Source organism: Pseudoalteromonas arctica (genome assembly GCF_012927645.1).
In the GTDB taxonomy this organism is placed as follows: domain Bacteria; phylum Pseudomonadota; class Gammaproteobacteria; order Enterobacterales; family Alteromonadaceae; genus Pseudoalteromonas; species Pseudoalteromonas arctica_A.
This window is the reverse complement of record NZ_JABBMT010000003.1, coordinates 67,843-83,253: the sequence shown is the minus strand read 5'-3', so window position 1 is coordinate 83,253 and position 15,411 is coordinate 67,843. Positions and strand designations below refer to the sequence as shown.

Here is a 15,411-nt window from a genome sequence, read left to right as displayed (position 1 = left end):
CTTAACTCGCCGTAAATGAGTTACTAAAAAACTCTGTGATCAACTCTTCGTAAGTATTAGTTACAACCATTAATCGTTAACGCTTGCGTGTTGACCGCATATTTTAACATTTAAGGTACGTGCTGTTATAATCCTTCAACAACTAAAACAAACGAATAAAACAAGCAAAGGAAAAATCATGCTAAAAACTAGCTTAGCGCTGGCTATTGGGTTTTCAAGCTCATTAGCGGTTGCTGCCACATCGTTAACCGTTGAAGATATTCCAAAGGTTCAATCTGTGCTACAAACCAGTATCAGCCCTGATGGGGATACTGTGGCTTTTACCCGCTCTGTACCTCGTGAATTATACGTAGATGAAAATGGCACTAATTACAGCGAGCTTTATGTTGTTGATGATGAAGGTGTTGAGCGCCCTTTTATTACCGGCTCTGTAAGTATCAAGAGTATTCAATGGTCAAACGACAGCAAAACTATTTATTTTTTAGCTAAGCTAAAAGATGACAAATTTACCGCTCTATACCAAATCCCGGTTGATGGTGGTCAAGCGCAAAAAGTATTGTCACTAAAAGATACTTCAATTTCTAGTTATCAATTAAGCCCGAATAACAAACAACTCGCTATTTTAGCTATGCCAGCGGCTGATAAGTCTGAAAAAGAGCTTAAAAAATTGGGCTTTATGGCAGAAGTATACGAGCGAGGCTTAAAAGATAAACAACTGTTTATTGTCGATTTAGCCAAAGCTGACAAACCATTAACTCCACAAGCTCTAAATGTTGCTAACTATGTAAGTGACGTAAACTGGGCCGCAAAAGGCGATAAGTTATTAGTAAAAACCCAGCCTACAGCGCTAATTGACGACAAATACACTAAATCACAATGGCACTTATTTGATATTGCGACTGCTCAAGTAACGATGTCGTTTGCCACTGAAGGTAAATTAGGCGGTGCTGAACTGTCTCATGATGGTCGTTACATCGCAATTCTAGGTGCCGAAGATAAGCATGATCCAGCCGCTGGTCGTTTATTTTTAGCTGACACAGAAACAGGTGAAGTAAGAGATTGGTTACCTAACTTTATGGGTCATATCGTTGATTTTGAATGGTCGCATAAACACAATACGCTTAATTTTATTGCCAATGTAGGTACGCAAAGTTTTGTCGCAAGCATTAAAGCCGGCTCGAATAAATACAAAAAATTTATTAATGAAGGCCAATTTATTGCATCAAATCTAAGTATTTCTGATTCAGATAAAACCTTAGCGCTACGTGCAAACACTGCAAAACACCCAAATGAAGTATTCATTGTTCGTGGTACTAAAGCACAACGTTTAACCGATTCAAATACATGGTTGAATGATAAACGTTTTGCTAAACAACAAACCATTTCTTTAAAAGCCCGTGATGGTGTAAAAATTGACGGGATACTCGTGTACCCTCTCGATTATAAAAAAGGCACACGTTATCCATTGATCATGTCAGTACATGGCGGTCCTGAAAGCCATGATAAAGATGGTTGGGTAACTAACTACTCTCGTCCTGGACAAATGGGTGCAGCACGTGGTTATGCGGTGTTTTACCCTAACTACCGTGGCTCTACTGGTAAAGGGGTGGATTACTCTAAACTTGGGCAAAACGATTACGCAGGTAAAGAGTTTGATGATCTGGTTGATTTTAAAGATCATCTTGTTGAAATGGGCTTAGTAGATGCCGAACGTGTTGGCATCACCGGTGGTTCATACGGCGGCTATGCCTCTGCATGGGCCGCAACAAAACTGACTGAACACTTTGCTGCAAGTGTTATGTTTGTAGGCGTAACCAATCAACTTTCAAAGTTTGGTACGACTGATATTTCCAATGAAATGAACCTAGTACATGCCCGCTCTTACCCGTGGGATAAATGGCAGTGGTATTTAGAGCGCAGCCCTATTTACTGGGCAGGTCAGTCTAAAACACCATTACTGATCATGCATGGTAAAGACGATCCTCGTGTACACCCTGCACAATCAATGGAACTGTACCGTTATATGAAAGTACAAGGCAAAGCTGTACGTCTTGTATACTACCCTGGTGAAGGCCATGGCAACCGTAAAGTAGCTGCGCAATATGATTACAGCTTACGTTTAATGCGCTGGATGGATAATTACTTAATTGACGGAAAAAAGGACATGCCAGCATTTGAAATTGACCATGCAGCTAAACTTAAAGCCGTAAAAGACGCAAATAAATAATAGGTTAAAGTAACGACTTTGAAGGCCAACCACTGTGTTGGTCTTTTTCATTTTACTCTGTAATTTTTACACTATTTTGCCTTCACTTTTCTGCCTCAAACAAAATTAACAATATAAAACAACACCTTAAAAACTGGCTTGTCACTTGCTTCAATACTTATAAATGAGCAAAGCAAGGATAAATCATGAATATTTTTGAAGCATTACGTAATGATCACGATAAACAACGTTCACTGGTTGATGCCCTTATTGAAACGCATGGAGATTCACCGAACCGCCAATCGCTTATGGATAACTTAAAAAATGAGCTAGAAGAGCATGCGAAATTTGAAGAGCGTTATTTCTATAACCCTTTAATGTTTGATGATTTAACCCATGAAAAAGCCCGTCACAGTATTGCAGAGCATCATGAACTTGATGAATTGATTGAGCAACTTGAAGAAACTGATATGAGCTCACCAGCGTGGCTTGTGACCGCAAAGAAATTACATCATCTTGTACATCACCATCTTGCGGAAGAAGAGCATGAAGTATTTCAACTAGCCGGTAAAGCACTAACCGAAAGTCAAAAAGAAAGTCTAGCCGAAAAGTATAATGATGCGATGAGTTAACTGCTGTATGTGCCGCTTTAATTTATAAAGCTCTCTAAATAGCAACAACTCTATACATTTGCATTTATTAGACACCTAACAGTCAATACTTGGCTAAGCAAACTGTACTAAATTAATTAAGCCCAGCATTAAACGCTGGTTTTTTTAGTGCTAATGCTCCATCCACCTTGGTTACTTAGTACATATCAATTTGTTCTATGACATATCAAAAGTGTATTTTCGTAAGCCGATACAAAACGCTAAAGTGCCGCGCTTATTCACAGCTTTAAAGAGGATACTATGTCGCTTGCTGTATTATTAATGCTGGCATTATTTGTCGGTTTGCTGTTTGCGATTTATCTTGTTTCGCAAAAAAGTAACACCTTATCTCGCACTGTTTTATTTGGCTTAGTTGTTGGTAGTGCTTTTGGTTTAGCCTTACAATTTTTATTTTCCCACTCCCCAGAGTCTATTAATGATGTTTTAAGTTGGGTGAGCATTGTTGGTAAAGGCTATGTTGGGCTACTAAAAATGATCATCATGCCATTGGTATTGGTGTTTATGATTGCCGCCGTGGTAAAACTCGAAAACCAAGGCTCTTTGGGCAAAATATCGTTTATTAGTATTGCTGTTTTACTCTTTACTACGGCAATTGCAGCCTTAATTGGTATTGCCGTGACTTATGGATTTAATTTAAGTATTGAAGGCTTAGTTACGGGAACCCGTGAGGCCGCAAAAATGAGCACGCTAGAAGGTAAAGCCGCCAATGTAGCCGATTTAAGTGTGCCACAAATGCTATTGAGCTTTATTCCAGAAAATCCATTTGCTGATTTAAGTAACCAACGCTCAACCTCTATTATTGCTGTCGTTATTTTTGGTGTGCTTGTAGGAATTGCCGCTCGTAAGGTGATGCTTGAACGCAGTGAGCTAGCAGACCCAATTCGCAATGGCGTTAACGCCTTACAAGCCATAGTAATGAGTTTAGTAAGAATGGTGATAGCGCTAACGCCTTATGGCGTCGCAGGGCTAATGGCAAGCGTTGTGGCAAACTCTAGCAGTAACGATATTTTAAATTTACTCGCCTTTATTGTTGCCTCGTATATGGCTATTTTATTGATGTTTGTTGTGCATGGCTTATTGCTTAGCTTTGTAGGCGTTAATCCAAAGCATTATTTTGAAAAAATTTGGCCTGTACTCACATTTGCATTTAGTTCGCGTAGTTCAGCAGCCTCTATTCCTATGAATGTGGATGTACAAATTAACCAGCTAAAAGTGCCGCCTGCCATAGCTAACTTATCGGCTTCTTTTGGCGCAACTATTGGCCAAAATGGCTGTGCCGGTATATACCCAGCCATGCTGGCAATGATGGTGGCACCCAGCGTAGGAATTGATCCGCTAACATTCGAATTTATTTTACCATTAATTGGCATTGTTGTTATAAGTTCGTTTGGCATTGCCGGAGTAGGTGGTGGCGCAACGTTTGCTGCATTGGTTGTATTACCAACCATGGGCTTACCGGTTGAGATAGTCGCGTTACTGATCTCAATCGAGCCATTAATAGACATGGCACGCACCGCATTAAACGTATCAGGATCAATGACCTCAGGTGTTATAACGAGTAAATTAATTAAAGTGCACTAGATTTTTTGTAGTCGCCCAGCTTTGGCTGGGCTTTTTTATCTGTATTACTCTCTCCGCCTTACGTAAAATCAATCCATTTATCTAATCGCTAAAACAAAATTAATCACATTTATAGATTGCAGTAATCGCTTTATTTCGCACACACATTTCAGCCCGTTGCTATATTCTTTTCATTGCTTTGTTATTTAGGCTTGATATGTCTACGGTTTGGAAAAAGTCATCAGATGCGGGTATTTATCAAGGCTTTGATCGTCAATCAGGTGAGCAAAAGTACACAGCCACTTCAGTTGACCTTATCTTTGGTTCAAATTCAGAGCTGCGTGCAGTTGCAGAAGTATATGCCTTTGATACATCAAAGCAAAAGTTTGTAGAAGACTTTGTTGCGGCATGGACTAAAGTAATGAACTTAGACCGTTAATAACCATTAAGTAATGCAACCATAGCGCTGCAATTAATTGCAGCGCTTTTTATGTTGGTTAATCATACTCTTTTATATATTACTGCATTGCTTTGCAGCTAAACATACTGCCCAAACCTTGCTGAGTGTCAGTGCCTATAAAGATAGTCAATAAGCTTCGTCATCACTAAAAACCGTCACTGAAAGCTCTTCATCTATATGCTCACCACAATAAGGGCAGGCGATAATTTTTTCTGTTAATTGATTCATAAATAAAGCTCCTGCCGGTTTTATGTTTGCGAAATACTCCGTCAAAACCTGTGTTTAAATAAAGTAGCTTGTTTAATACGCTCACTAAACAAGCAAATACAGTTACTCTAACAAACTATTAACTTGCTTAAGTAAAGCCTTAGTTGTCCATTCAAGTCCATAATATGGAATATCTGGCTGATAATAGAATCCTTTTTCACGGGGCCTGTCTACGTACACTTTATTAGGAATAATCACCTTACTCAACCCCGAAGGTGTATCGATTAACCTTACTTCCATATAAGTAGAGTCTGAACTACTTGGCGCGCCAAATAGCGCTGTATTTGAAAACAGCTTAAAGGTATCAACAGCATCCAGGCAGGCGCTACCGCACTGCCCTGGTACAATCACTATCGCTTTATTTTGAAAGTCGCTGCTTGTTACTTCAACTAAACTTTGCTCAGGAGGCTGATTATGCTCTACGTAAAACGCATCACCTTTATTTAGCGATAGTTGCATGCCCGCAGAAACTTCTTTTACCATTTCGTACATTTCAGGTTGGTCTTTTAAAACTGCCTTTAATGACTCTACATATTCGGTATTTTCTTTTGATGCGCGCCACCAAACTTGAGTTTTTGCGTTCGCTTTTTCTCTACGATAACTAACGATTTGTTGCCCCCATAACTGCTCTGCAACTTTTAGACTCCAAAAAGAAGATCCCCCTTGGTTATGGCGAAGATCAAGTATTACCGCTTTGGCCGTTAATAACTGGACGCGCTGCTTTGCTAAATCGGCAAATAGTTTTCGATAATCAGCCTGTTGTTGCTCATTGGGTGAAAATGTTGGCATTGCGATCCATGCGATATCTTTATTTGCCCAATGAAGACCGATTGGGAGCTCGTCACCATTAAAAGCATTCGCTAGATGTTGTCTAACGTTTTGTGGGCGAACAGACCACGTAAGTTGCACACTATAAGTAGCTCCATTTACGTTGACAAAATCGCAGCTTTTTATTTTAGGCAAAAAGGGGTTGCCATCATCAATAAGTAACCGCCGCCCTTGATTCCACCAATGGCCAGGCTGCTCAACTTGACCATGAAAACTAAAAATGGTTTTACGCATTAATGGCTCAATTGGCGTGTTATTACAGCGTATTACTTTGTCACCTTTAGTAATTTGACTATGCTCAGAGTAATACACTTTTAAGCCATCTCCCCGCCATACTGCCGAAAATCCAGGCCAGCGGCGTGGTTGCTTTAGTTCTTTAGATAAAACCGCCACAGCTCCTGCATGACCATCTTGCAAAACGGTATTAAAACGCGCAATTGCAGCTGCATAGGCCTGAGGCGTTGTTACTTGTTTAGCAAGCTCCAGCGCTTGATATTTAGCACTATCGAGCAACTCTGGAAAATCAAGGTTGAGCTTGTCAAACATACCCGGATGATTCGCCACTGTTTGCGCGTAAGCATATTGAATATCTTGCTCTGTTACAGCTTGCCACTGCGATGCAGTTAGCGGAAAATGCGCCATAGAGCTGGCTTCATCGCCTTGTGCATAAACATGGGCTGCTAGTAAAGACATAACGACCACTAGTATCTTAGGGGCCGATTTAATCACCTTTGTCATATAAATCCTTTTTAATTATTATATTTTACTGATACCTAAGTAAACCAAACTAAGTTCTAAATGTGTAAACTCATTTCAGGACAAGACATAGTATATACAAAAAAGCGCAGCCAATGGCCACGCTTTGCATTACTCAATAAAATTACAGCTATGCTTAAACCGTCTTTAAAAAAAGCCGAGTGGATCTTCGCTGTAGCTAACAAGCAAGTTTTTAGTTTGCTGGTAATGATCGAGAGCAAGCTTGTGGGTTTCTCGGCCGATGCCTGATTTTTTATAACCACCAAACGCAGCATGAGCTGGGTACATATGGTAACAGTTGGTCCAAACACGTCCCGCCTCTATCTTACGGCCAAAGTGATAAGCACGGTTCATATTACGACTCCACACGCCTGCACCCAAACCAAACTCTGAACTATTAGCAAGTTCCAGCGCTTCGGCTTCGTCTTTAAAAGTCGACATTGAAATCACCGGGCCAAAAATTTCTTCTTGGAATACCCGCATATCGTTAGTGCCTTTTAACAGCGTTGGCTGAATGTAATAACCACCATTTAGCTCCTCACTTAATTGCTCAACATTGCCACCAGTGAGTACCTCTGCCCCTTCTTTTCTACCAATTTCAATATAACTAAGAATTTTATCAAACTGAGCTTGTGATGCCTGCGCCCCCACCATGGTTTCACTATCAAGCGGGTTGCCACGTTTAATTTGTAAGGTGCGCTGTAAAATACGCTCAATAAACTGCTCGTAAATATCTTCTTGAATAAACAAACGCGACGGACACGTGCACACCTCACCTTGATTAAAGTAAGCAAGTACAGCCCCTTCTATCGCTTTGCTTAAAAATGAGTCGTCCTTATCCATTACATCATTAAAGAATATGTTGGGAGATTTACCACCGAGTTCAACCGTTGATGGAATAATGTTATCTGCGGCACATTTTAAAATATGCGAGCCTACAGGGGTCGAGCCAGTAAAGGCAATTTTAGCGATACGCGTGCTGGTTGCCAGCGCTTCGCCCGCTTCTTTACCAAAGCCGTTCACGACATTAAGCACACCAGCAGGCAGTAAATCACCAATGATCTCCATCAACACTAAAATAGACGCTGGTGTTTGTTCAGCCGGTTTGAGTATCACACAGTTACCTGCAGCAAGCGCTGGTGCAAGTTTCCATGCGGCCATTAGAATTGGAAAGTTCCACGGAATGATTTGTCCCACAACGCCCAGTGGCTCATGAAAATGATAGGCGACTGTGGTCTCATCAATTTCACCAATACTGCCCTCTTGGGCACGAATACAGCCAGCAAAATAACGAAAGTGATCTGCTGCCAGAGGGATATCTGCCGCCAATGTTTCGCGAATAGCTTTACCGTTATCCCACGTTTCGGCAACTGCAAGTAACTCAAGGTTTTGCTCTATTCGATCAGCAATTTTTAATAAAATATTGCTACGAGCCGTTACTGAAGTTGTACCCCAAGCAGCCTTTGCCGCGTGAGCTTTATCAAGGGCAAGTTCTATATCTGCTTTATCTGAGCGCGGTATTTTACAAAATACTTTACCGTTAACGGGGCTAATATTATCAAAGTATTGGCCATTGACAGGCTCTAGCCATTGCCCGCCAATGTAATTACCATACTGAGATTTAAAGTTAATAAGTGCGCCGTCGCTGCCAGGATTTGCATAGATCATTGTGTGTATCCTTTATTCAAGTTGTTGCTTTTTAATTGAATCAAATTGATTACGTTGACGGGGAGATTATTGGTTGTTTATCCGCCATTTATTGACATTAGCGCATAACAGGCATACAAACTTGTTTACCTGTCCAAAAAACGTGTCTGTGTGTCCAGACTTATAAGTGAGGTAAAATGGCAGCTTATTTAACCAAAGAAAAGCTCACCAAACAGCGCCAAGCGGTTGATGTACTTATCGAAAACAAAGTTACTTTTGCCTCAGATAACGCTGAATTGAGTATTTACGATACCTACCAGGATGCCCAAAAAGTGGCGCTGCATTCCTCTGAACTGCTATTTTGCGGCATGATCTGTGGTAAAAAAATCATGCATGTTGGCGACAGTGATTATCACAAAGAGTTTTTACCACAGCAATCATTTGTACTAGCGCCAGAGCAAGGTGTGTTGATTGATTTTCCAGAAGCGTCAATTAAGCAACCAACCACCTGTTTAGCGATTGAAATAAGCCGAGAGAAAATTAGCCAAGTCGCTGATGCACTGAATATGCAGCAACAAATAAGCAGTGATGATTTTTTTCAATACATCCCTAAACTTATCCATGCCGAGCATAATCAACAAACTCAGCAGCTGCTGGATCGTATGATTGGCTTATTCAGTGAAAACGAGCAAGATCGTCATTATTTAATTGAGTTGGCTGTTAATGAATTAATCACTCGGCTGTTACAGCAACAAAGCCGCGATTTAATGCTCTCAAGCTGCCAGCAACCACTGATCAACTGCAGCCTTAATCAGGCTCTTAATTTCATGGCTGAAAACCTAAACCAAACGCTCGATATTGATAAGTTATGCAAAATAGCATGCATGAGTCGCAGTAAGTTTTATCAACAATTTAAACTCGCATTTGGACTCAGCCCTGCTACATACCAACAACAACTACGATTGAAAAAAGCACGACAATTGCTGCAATCAGGCCAGCAAGTGAGTCAAATTTGTTATGAACTAGGTTTTACCAACCCGAGTCACTTTAGCCGTTTATTTAAACAAATGTTTGGCGTACCACCTAAGCACTACAAGCATTAATATGTAAACAGTCAGTCTGTAGCATATTGTAACGGAGTCAGATAAAACAACTTTGGCCTTTACCCTTACTAACTTTACCCTCGCGAGCTGTACTCTTTTAAAATTAACCGTGACTATTACTTGTATGTACTCCCCTAAAAAGCGGATAATTACTGCCAAATGAAAATATACTGATAAAATCTGGCTCAAACACTTAAAAGCCTTGCTTATTAGTGCGCACGAAGGTGGACCAATTCAATGGAAATTAAAGTTAATTTTCTCGATAATCTTAGATTAGAAGCTAAGTTTGACGATTTCTCAGTTATTGCTGATCAACCAATCCGTTACAAAGGTGATGGCTCTGCGCCAAGTCCATTTGACTATTTTTTAGCATCATCGGCTTTATGCGCTGCGTACTTTATAAAAGTGTATTGTAATGCGCGAGATATTTCGACTGACGGTATTCGAGTTGCACAAAACAACATTGTTGATCCTGAAGACCGTTATAACCAAATTTTCCAAATTCAGGTTGAACTTCCTGAAAGCATTTCTGAGAAAGACCGTACCGGTATTTTGCGCTCAGTAGATCGCTGTACGGTTAAGCGTGTTATTCAAACCAAGCCTGAGTTTAAAATTGACGCGGTAGAAAGCTTAGATAACGACGCACAAGCCATGTTAATGGCAAATCCTCAAGGCAGTGAAAACACCTTTATTCTAGGGAAAGATTTACCGCTTGAGCAAACCATTACAGATATGACCGCGATTTTAGCCGATTTAGGTATGAAGATTGAAATTTCATCATGGCGCAATATTGTACCAAACGTGTGGTCATTGCATATTCGTGATGCTGCATCACCGATGTGTTTTACTAATGGCAAAGGCGCAACCAAAGAAAGCGCATTATGCTCTGCCCTTGGCGAATTTATCGAGCGCTTAAACTGTAACTTTTTCTATAATGACCAATTCCTTGGTGAAGAAATTGCCAACAGTGAGTTTGTACATTACCCAAATGAAAAATGGTTTAAGCTCACTGATGATGACTCACTACCAGAAGGTATTTTAGACGACTATACGCTGAATATTTACAACCCTGAAGATGAACTATGTGGCTCACACCTAATCGACACTAACTCAGGCAATGTTGAGCGCGGTATTTGCTCTATCCCATACGTTCGCCAATCTGACGGTGCAACCGTGTATTTTCCGTCAAACTTGATTGAAAACTTATTTTTAAGTAACGGCATGAGTGCAGGTAATAACTTTGCCGAAGCTAAAGTACAGTGCTTGTCAGAGATTTTTGAACGTGCAGTTAAACGCCAAATTATTGAGCAAGAACTGGTATTGCCAGACGTACCAGAAGCGATACTTGCTAAATATCCTAGTATTGTTGCCGGTATTAAAGGCTTAGAAGAGCAAGGCTTTCCGGTTGTTGTGAAAGACGCATCTCTAGGCGGGCAATTCCCAGTGATGTGCGTGACGTTAATGAACCCGAAAACCGGCGGTGTTTTTGCTTCATTTGGTGCACACCCAAGTTTTGAGGTCGCTCTTGAACGCAGCTTAACTGAGCTATTACAAGGTCGCAGCTTTGAAGGTTTAAACGACGTGCCAAAGCCTACTTTTAACAGCATGGCCGTATCTGAGCCGGAAAACTTTGTTGAGCACTTTATTGACTCAACCGGTAAAATTTCATGGCGCTTTTTCAGTGCTAAACACGATTATGACTTTGTAGAGTGGGATTTTTCAGGTACTAACGAAGAAGAAACTGCCAGCCTTTTCGGTATCTTAAAAGAGTTAGGAAAAGAAGCTTATATTGCTGAATTTTCAGACCTTGGCACCGCATGCCGTATTTTAGTGCCTGATTATTCAGAAGTTTACCCTGTTGAAGACTTAATTTGGGATAACACCAATAAAGCCCTTAAATACCGTGAAGATATTTTAAATCTGCACAGTTTAGATGAAGACCAACTTGCCGACTTAGTTGAGCGCTTAGAAGACAGCCAGCTTGATAACTACACCGATATTATCACCCTAATTGGCGTTGAGTTTGACGAAAACACTGTTTGGGGTCAGTTAACCATTCTTGAACTTAAGCTGTTAATTTACTTAGCACTGGGTGATTTAGAAGCGACGATGGAACTGGTCGAAACCTTCTTACAATTTAATGATAACACCGTTGAACGCGGGTTATTCTACCAAGCAATGCACGCGACTTTAGAAGTTGCGCTAAATGATGATTTAGAAATTGAAGACTATATTCACAGCTTCACCCGCATGTTTGGCCAAGAAGTAATGGATGCCGTGGTCGGTTCAATTAATGGCGATGTTATGTTTTATGGTTTAACACCCACTAACATGCAACTTGAAGGGTTAGAGCGTCATCAGCGTTTAATTGACAGCTATAAAAAACTGCATGCTGCTCGCGCTGCAAAAGCTAAATAAAGAGTATGAGCGCGAGAGAAACTCGCGCCAACACTGACTATTAAAACCCTATATAAATTTAAGCACCTAGCATTGGCAGGTGCTTTATTTTTTTGTAACGCAGAGCCAGCGACAAACAATGCACAAGCTCTTTGCTTGGCAGTGTTTGGTTAAGCTCAAATACCAACGCACGATTGCCTTGATAGACAAAGGTATCACCATACAACTCTTTAAATGTGTCGATCAGTTTGGTTTTACAGTTAAAGTAAATACAAAAATGCTGCGGTAACTTTTCTTTATAATCAAATCTAATCACAGAACCACTTTTTGAGATATAACTCGGCTCACCCCACTTGAGTGTTTCTTCAAGCTCGGTGATACCATCTTGCTCAGCAACCTCAAAAATTAAATTTCGAACATCATGCAGTAACAGCGCAATATTGTCAGGATAAGTCGTAAATTTCTGTTCAACACTCACATCCATCTTATAGTACATAGTAAGTCCTTTTATAATTCAACTGGCTCATACCGATAAGTCTCGCGTCATTAATTATAACCATTAAGTTTAAAAAAAGCCCAAGCAAATCGCTTGGGCTTTAATCTTTTTAACGTTTCAATAAGCTAAAATTACTTTTGCAATTTAATACCATTAAAGTGCGCTTGTAAGTCTGTTACCAGTGTTTGCTTTGGTAAATCTGCAAACGGTTTGTCAGCAAATTTGCTACCACGAAGTTGTACATTTAAACGTGCAGCTTGTGGGTTTAACATAGTTTGCTGGTAGTAGTCTTTAATATCTGCAAGCGTGACTTTTTCAACTTCAGTGATTAACTTATCCTTTGAATCAAAATCAAAGTTTTCACGATACCAATCGCCAATCAGTGGCTCCATTTCATCGCTAAGGTTTTTAGGCTGCTGTTTAAGCGATACTAATACGGCGTTTTTAAGTTGAGCAAAGGTTTCTTTGCTCATGTTATCAAGCTCTACTGCATATTGCATTTTGAATTCTTCAAAACGCGCTTGCATGGTTTTTACATCTTTTACTGGAGTTTGAATAAACAAGCCAATCGCTGAGTAGTCTTCAATTGGCCGTGCTAAGCCACCAACCGCATACGCTAATTGCTCTTCAGTACGTAACTTGTCAAACGCGACGGTACTAAAGTGATCTTGTAAGACTTGCGCTTGCGCTTTTTGCTTATAGCCTGCAATCGGGTGTACAGTCATATCAATAATAGCTACATCAGCCACATCAATATCTTTTTGCAAGACAATCGTTTCGCCTGGCTGCGGTAACCATGCTTTACTGCGTGCAAATTCAGTGGTTTTATGCGCCGCAGGTAAAACTGCCGTTAACTCTTTAGCTATCGCTTCAACATCTGATTGGTTATAGTTACCATAAGTGAACACCCGCATTTCGTTATTAGCAAAGGTATGCTGTTTAAGCTGCTCAAAATCAGCAATGGTTAATGCTTCTGCCGTATTGATCAGTGCATCAGTGTCAAAGCTACCAGTTCGTATTAATTTAGAGTACTCACCAAATGCTTGATAATAAGGAAATTGTTTTTGGGCGTTTAATAAGTCGCGTTGGTAACGATCAAGCGCTTGAGCAAAGCCTTGCTCAGTTACTTGCACATTAATATTTTTTAGCGCTTGCGCGAGTAAAACATTTTGCTTATCGGTAAAACCTCTCATTGAAAGGGTAAGTCCGTTACTTGCTTCAAGGCCAACACTCATACCAGCCACGGCAGCTTCGGTACTTAGCTTGCTTTGTTGTAAGTTAAATAAGTCAGCCCATACTGAATAAAGTACTTTAGCTTTGATATTCGTCAGAGCAGCTGGGGTATTTAAATAAACTTCGACCAAACCTTTCGGTTGCTCAGCAAAGTTTTGACTCGCTTGACGCCATACTTTTACGCCATTTTTATCATATACCCGCTTAGGGTGTTTTTGCTCTGCAAATTGTGCCGTTTTAATCGCAAAACTCTCTGGTAATAAACGATTTACCGTGGGTAATGCTAAGGCAAACTGACTTGGCCTACTCCAGCTGGCAATTTCGGCATCACTAATATCTTCAATGCGGTATTTACCATCGTAAAAATGTAATTGCGAATCGGTTTCTTCTTGCTGTGAGGTATACCAAATACGTAGAGTATCCGCATTGAGTTGCGCAAGTACCTTGTTGATCGCAGCAGCATCAAACTTAGCATAATAAAAAGGCGCATTAATAACATGGTTTAGTGGATAATCTTGCATGCTACCAGTTAAATTACTGACATAGCCAAATTCATCGCCCTTTTCTAAAAATTGAAATCTATTATTAAGTGAAGTGCGAATTTCATTAAAGTATTTACTATCTACACCTTCTTTTTTAATCAAATCAATATATTGCATTATTGTTGCAACGATCGTTTCACGATTTTTCATGCCTTCATCAGTTAATTGCACACTAACTGTCAGCGCACCGTAGTTACCATATTGGGTTGGTGTTGCCCCAGCTGAAAGTTGTGAAACCCAGCCTTTATCACGCAAAATTTGCGCAGGGCTACCTTGCATTTCATTGCTTAATAAGTACGCCACAAAACGGTTAGGTTTAACGGCAAAGTCGTTGCTGTTATCGGTAATAGTAAAATCAAGTTGTAGCTTTTTTACATCTTCATTTGGCGCGTAGTGAACCCGTTTTCCACCTACGTTATCAAAATCTAGCTTTGTGGTAACCGTTGGTTTGTCGATCTTTTTATCTTCAATATCAGCGAAGTATTTTTGTGCTTTCGCTTCCATTTCCGCCAGTGGTAGATTTGAAATCATTGCTACTTTCATAATGTTAGAAGAGTAGTATTTATTATAAAAATCAACGGTTTCTTTATGTAAAGAGCTACCTTCTTTATCACCTAATGTTTCAAGATTACCGATTAAAAAACGATTAGCTGGATGATCGCCCATCATTTGTCGGGCAAGTTTAAACTGACCAAAAAAATCCATCTCGCGACGCATTGACCATTCAGCGTTTACTGCGTTTTTTTCTTTATCAGTGTATTCTGGGTAAAGCTTAGGGGATTTAAAAAAGTCAGCAAAACGATCCAATGCTTCATCGTAAGCATCGTTATTTACTTTAAACATGTAATTAGTAACATCTAACCAGGTATAAGCATTATGGGCGCCGCCGTTTTTAGTCATAAAATCAGAGTACCCTTTTGTGTCTGGGTAACGATCAGTGCCTAAAAACAGCATGTGCTCTAAATAATGCGCCATCCCTTGCTGACTAATTGGATCATGTAATAAACCAACACCTACGCTTAATGCAGCAGCTGATTTTTCAGCAGTTGGATCCGAGACTAAAATGACTTCAATCTCATTCGCAAGTTTAAGAGTTTTATATTGGCGAGTATCGTTGGGGCTTATTACTAGCGTATCTGAAAGTAATGACGTTTGCTGCTGTTCCGGTGTGGTGGTAGTACCGCAGCCACTTAATACTGCGAAAGCAATAGCGCTTAAAATAATTATTTTTTTCATATTGAGAAT

9 protein-coding genes and 1 pseudogene are annotated in these 15,411 nt (G+C 40.1%); 6 read left to right on the top strand and 4 right to left on the bottom strand.

All coding sequences use genetic code 11. The features are described from left to right. The first annotated feature begins 178 nt into the window (after positions 1-178). The 4 genes and pseudogenes from HHO47_RS03125 to HHO47_RS03110 form a co-directional block, all read left to right on the top strand. Positions 179-2,227 (top strand): S9 family peptidase, encoded by a 2,049-nt coding sequence (locus tag HHO47_RS03125; protein ID WP_169018808.1) that lies wholly within the window; start codon positions 179-181, stop codon positions 2,225-2,227. 185 nt (positions 2,228-2,412) lie between these two features. After that, the gene (locus tag HHO47_RS03120) at positions 2,413-2,838 is read left to right on the top strand and encodes a hemerythrin domain-containing protein (RefSeq protein ID WP_169018806.1); all 426 of its coding nucleotides are present in this window, start codon (positions 2,413-2,415) and stop codon (positions 2,836-2,838) included. 279 nt (positions 2,839-3,117) lie between these two features. After that, positions 3,118-4,458: an L-cystine transporter gene (locus tag HHO47_RS03115; protein ID WP_169018804.1), complete on the top strand. Its 1,341-nt coding sequence runs from the start codon at positions 3,118-3,120 to the stop codon at positions 4,456-4,458. A 190-nt stretch (positions 4,459-4,648) separates the two neighbouring features. Continuing rightward, positions 4,649-4,876, top strand: a pseudogene (locus HHO47_RS03110) (catalase-peroxidase); the annotation flags it as partial. Positions 4,877-5,227: 351 nt separating this feature from the next. Here HHO47_RS03110 and HHO47_RS03105 read toward each other — a convergent pair. Beyond that, on the bottom strand, positions 5,228-6,730 hold the full coding sequence (locus tag HHO47_RS03105) for a S41 family peptidase (RefSeq protein WP_169018802.1): 1,503 nt from the start codon (positions 6,728-6,730) through the stop codon (positions 5,228-5,230). A 165-nt stretch (positions 6,731-6,895) separates the two neighbouring features. Next, positions 6,896-8,416 carry an acetaldehyde dehydrogenase ExaC gene (exaC, locus tag HHO47_RS03100; RefSeq protein WP_169018800.1) on the bottom strand — a complete coding sequence of 507 codons (1,521 nt, stop codon included), beginning with the start codon at positions 8,414-8,416 and terminating at the stop codon, positions 6,896-6,898. A 176-nt stretch (positions 8,417-8,592) separates the two neighbouring features. On the opposite strand from exaC, the gene HHO47_RS03095 reads away from it, so the two are divergent. Together HHO47_RS03095 and HHO47_RS03090 are read left to right on the top strand one after the other, a co-directional pair. Continuing rightward, positions 8,593-9,498, top strand: a complete 906-nt coding sequence (locus tag HHO47_RS03095; RefSeq protein ID WP_169018798.1) for an AraC family transcriptional regulator — start codon at positions 8,593-8,595, stop codon at positions 9,496-9,498. Between the two features lie 237 nt (positions 9,499-9,735). Continuing rightward, a complete protein-coding gene (locus tag HHO47_RS03090) occupies positions 9,736-11,916 on the top strand; it encodes an OsmC domain/YcaO domain-containing protein (RefSeq protein WP_169018796.1) in 2,181 nt (726 codons plus the stop codon). 58 nt (positions 11,917-11,974) lie between these two features. Here the strand turns inward: HHO47_RS03090 and HHO47_RS03085 are convergent, their stop codons facing one another. Both HHO47_RS03085 and HHO47_RS03080 read right to left on the bottom strand, forming a co-directional pair. Continuing rightward, positions 11,975-12,391 (bottom strand): DUF1801 domain-containing protein, encoded by a 417-nt coding sequence (locus tag HHO47_RS03085; RefSeq protein WP_248290906.1) that lies wholly within the window; start codon positions 12,389-12,391, stop codon positions 11,975-11,977. Positions 12,392-12,522: 131 nt separating this feature from the next. Further along, positions 12,523-15,402 (bottom strand): insulinase family protein, encoded by a 2,880-nt coding sequence (locus HHO47_RS03080; protein ID WP_169018794.1) that lies wholly within the window; start codon positions 15,400-15,402, stop codon positions 12,523-12,525. Positions 15,403-15,411: the final 9 nt, after the last annotated feature.

Coding starts and splice junctions, on each gene's coding strand:
- HHO47_RS03125 (WP_169018808.1), top strand. CDS start 179: ATGCTAAAAACTAGCTTAGCGCTGGCTATTGGGTTTTCAAGCTCATTA.
- HHO47_RS03120 (WP_169018806.1), top strand. CDS start 2,413: ATGAATATTTTTGAAGCATTACGTAATGATCACGATAAACAACGTTCA.
- HHO47_RS03115 (WP_169018804.1), top strand. CDS start 3,118: ATGTCGCTTGCTGTATTATTAATGCTGGCATTATTTGTCGGTTTGCTG.
- HHO47_RS03105 (WP_169018802.1), bottom strand. CDS start 6,730: ATGACAAAGGTGATTAAATCGGCCCCTAAGATACTAGTGGTCGTTATG.
- exaC (WP_169018800.1), bottom strand. CDS start 8,416: ATGATCTATGCAAATCCTGGCAGCGACGGCGCACTTATTAACTTTAAA.
- HHO47_RS03095 (WP_169018798.1), top strand. CDS start 8,593: ATGGCAGCTTATTTAACCAAAGAAAAGCTCACCAAACAGCGCCAAGCG.
- HHO47_RS03090 (WP_169018796.1), top strand. CDS start 9,736: ATGGAAATTAAAGTTAATTTTCTCGATAATCTTAGATTAGAAGCTAAG.
- HHO47_RS03085 (WP_248290906.1), bottom strand. CDS start 12,391: ATGTACTATAAGATGGATGTGAGTGTTGAACAGAAATTTACGACTTAT.
- HHO47_RS03080 (WP_169018794.1), bottom strand. CDS start 15,402: ATGAAAAAAATAATTATTTTAAGCGCTATTGCTTTCGCAGTATTAAGT.